Genomic DNA, 2,890 nt, shown 5'->3' on the forward strand with positions numbered 1-2,890 from the left:
GACGTCGTCGCCGTCGGCGCGGACGGCGCTCCCCTCGACGCGCCCTCCGCGGCCGGCCAGCGGCGCGGGGCGCCCGGCGTGGTCCCCGCCGGCACCGATCCGGCCGACGGCGCGGACCTCGGGGCCGCCCCGGGAGAGGGCGTCGAGGTCCGCTCCCCCGTGCTCGAGCCCGTCGGCGCGGGCGTGCAGGTGGACGGCCGGCGGGTGCACCGGGTGGACCTCGACGTCTCGGAGGGCGAGCACGAGATCGCCCCCGGCGTCCGCATGCGGGCGTGGACGTACAACGGCCGCTACATGGGGCCCACGCTGCACGGGGAGGTCGGCGACGTCTTCGAGATCACGCTGACCAACGGCGCAACGATGGGCCACTCGGTGGACTTCCACGCGGGCACGGTGGCGCCCGACGAGAACATGCGCACCCTCGCCCCGGGGGACTCCCTCGTCTACCGCTTCGAGGCGGTGCGCTCCGGCACCTGGCTCTACCACTGCTCCACCGCGCCGATGAGCACGCATGTCGCGGCCGGCATGTTCGGCGCCGTGGTGATCGACCCGCCGGGGCTCCCGGAGGTGGACCGCGACTACCTCCTCGTGCAGAACGAGACGTACCTGGGCCCGCCCGGGGAGGACGCCGGCGACGGGACGGGGGTGGACGCCGCCGTGGACCCGGCCAGGATCCCGGGCGGGGTCCCCAGCTTCACGGTCTTCAACGGCCACGCCACCCAGTACCTGCACGAGCCGCTGACCGTCCGCGCCGGTGAGCGGGTGCGGATCCGGGTCCTCGCGGCCGGGCCGTCCACGGGGCTGAGCTTCCACGTGGTCGGCGCTCAGTTCGACACCGTGCACAAGGAGGGCGCCTACCTCCTGGAGCGCGGCGGCGCGGGATCCGGCGGGGCCCAGGCCCTCGACCTCGCCCCTGCCCAGGGCGGCTTCGTGGAGCTGGAGTTCTCCGAGCCCGGCACCTATCCCTTCGTGAACCACTCCCTCGTGGAGGCCGAGCGCGGAGCCCGCGGCCTGATCGAGGTCACCGGCTGACCCTCCCGTCCACCGGGCGGGCGTGGAGGCTGTCCCCCCAAGAGGCCGCAGACCGGGGCGGGCGGGCCGCCCTAGCCTGGAACAAATGGCCACCACCGTCCTGGACCCCGCGCGCCCCGGCACCGAGGAACTCGCCCCGCGCGGTTCCCGGTGGTTCCTGCTGGCCTCCGTGGTGCTGCTCCTGATCGGCACCGGCGGGCTCTTCCACGCCAACGCCCCCGGGTGCTGCGGGGCGTCCCTCGGCGAGGAGCCGATCCGCACCGCGCCCGTCCCGGAGCCGTGGGGCGATGACGTCCTGGCCGCCGCCGAGCTCTCGGGGCTCCCGCCCGAGATCGTCGCCGCCCAGCTGGACGTCGAGAGCCGCTGGGACCCCCGGGCCGTCAGCCCCGCCGGGGCGCAGGGCCTCGCCCAGTTCATGCCGGACACGTGGAAGCGCTACGGCCGGGGCGACCCGTTCGACCCGCGGGCCGCCATCCGGGCCCAGGGCCTCTACCTCAAGGACCTGCGGCGCATGGTGCGGGGACTGGCGCCCGCCTCGGCCCGGGAGGAGATCGACCTCGTGCTGGCCGCCTACAACGCCGGGCCCACGGCGGTCCTGCGGCACGGCGGGATCCCCCCGTTCGCGGAGACCCGCGGCTACGTGGCGCAGATCCGCGAACTCGCGGCCACGACGTACGCCGGGGTCGGCGCCTGAGCGCTCGTCAGCCGGCGGGCCGCCGGCTCCTCGCGAGGCCCCGCAGCGCCCTGCGGGCGGCGTGGTACCCGGCCATGCCGTGCACCCCGCCGCCCGGGGGCGTCGACGACGAGCACAGCCAGACCCCCGGCACGCCGGTGGCGTAGGGGTCGGCCTGCACGGCCGGCCGGAACACCTGCTGCAGCCCGTCCAGGGAGCCGCCGCCGATGTCCCCGCCCACGAGGTTCGCGTTCCACGCCTCCAGCCCGGCCGGGGAGGTGTCCACGCGCTCGCGGATCCGGTCGCGCACCCCGGGGGCGAAGCGCTCGAGCTGCCGGAGCACCCGCTCCCCCGCCCGGGGGTCGTCGCACCCGTGGGGGACGTGGGCGTAGGCCCACAGCACCTGCCGGCCCGCGGGCGCCCGGGACGGGTCGGCGGCCCCCTGCTGGGCCACGAGCACGAACGGGCGCTCCGGCAGCCGGCCCGCCCGCGCCTGCTCCTCCGCGGCGCCGATCTCGGCGAGCGTCCCGCCCACATGCACGGTCCCGGCCTCTGCCACGCGCGGGTCCCGCCACGGCACGGGGCCGTCCAGCAGCAGGTCCACCTTGTAGGAGGCCGTGCCGTAGCGCCACCGGGCGAGCGCCCGCCGGTACCGGTCCGGCAGCTCGAGCCCGCGCAGGCCCAGCACCTGCCGGGGCGTGAGGTCCAGCAGGACGACGTCGGCCGGCCGCACCTGGGCGAGGTCCATCACCGGGGAGTGGACGAGCACCCGCCCGCCGTGCTCCTCGAGATCGGCCACCAGGGCGTCGACGACGGCCTGGGTGCCGCCGCGGGCCACCGGCCACCCCGTGGCGTGGGCGGCGGCGCCGAACAGCGTCCCGAAGGCGGAGGTCAGCGCGTGCCGCGGGGGCAGCACCGCATGGGCGGCGGACCCGGCGAAGAGCCCCCGGGCCTGCTCGGTGCGGAACAGCGCCCGCGCCGTGGCCGCGGCGGGCCACGGCGCGCGCAGACCGAATGACGCCAGTGCCCGCGGGTGCTCGGGCACGCGCACGAGCGGGCCCAGCACCGACTCGACCGTCTCCTCCCAGCGCTCCACCACGCCGCGGTGCAGCAGGGACCACGCCCGGCCGTCCGCGCCCAGCCCCGCCGCCGTGCGCTCGAGCGAGCGGTGCAGCAGGCCCGGCG

3 protein-coding genes are annotated in these 2,890 nt (G+C 77.3%); 2 read left to right on the plus strand and 1 reads right to left on the minus strand.

The window, feature by feature from the left end:
- A partial coding sequence (locus tag CRM73_RS18725; protein WP_229588734.1) for a multicopper oxidase domain-containing protein occupies positions 1-1,032 on the plus strand: 1,032 nt, incomplete at its 5' end.
- A gap of 85 nt (positions 1,033-1,117) precedes the next feature.
- On the plus strand, positions 1,118-1,726 hold the full coding sequence (locus CRM73_RS18730; protein ID WP_035925826.1) for a lytic transglycosylase domain-containing protein: 609 nt from the start codon (positions 1,118-1,120) through the stop codon (positions 1,724-1,726).
- Between the two features lie 7 nt (positions 1,727-1,733).
- Here CRM73_RS18730 and CRM73_RS18735 read toward each other — a convergent pair.
- A partial coding sequence (locus tag CRM73_RS18735; RefSeq protein ID WP_229588735.1) for an NAD(P)/FAD-dependent oxidoreductase occupies positions 1,734-2,890 on the minus strand: 1,157 nt, incomplete at its 5' end.

This window comes from Kocuria sp. CCUG 69068 (assembly GCF_020833785.1).
Taxonomy (GTDB): Bacteria; Actinomycetota; Actinomycetes; order Actinomycetales; family Micrococcaceae; genus Kocuria; species Kocuria rosea.

Coding starts and splice junctions, on each gene's coding strand:
- CRM73_RS18730 (WP_035925826.1), top strand. CDS start 1,118: ATGGCCACCACCGTCCTGGACCCCGCGCGCCCCGGCACCGAGGAACTC.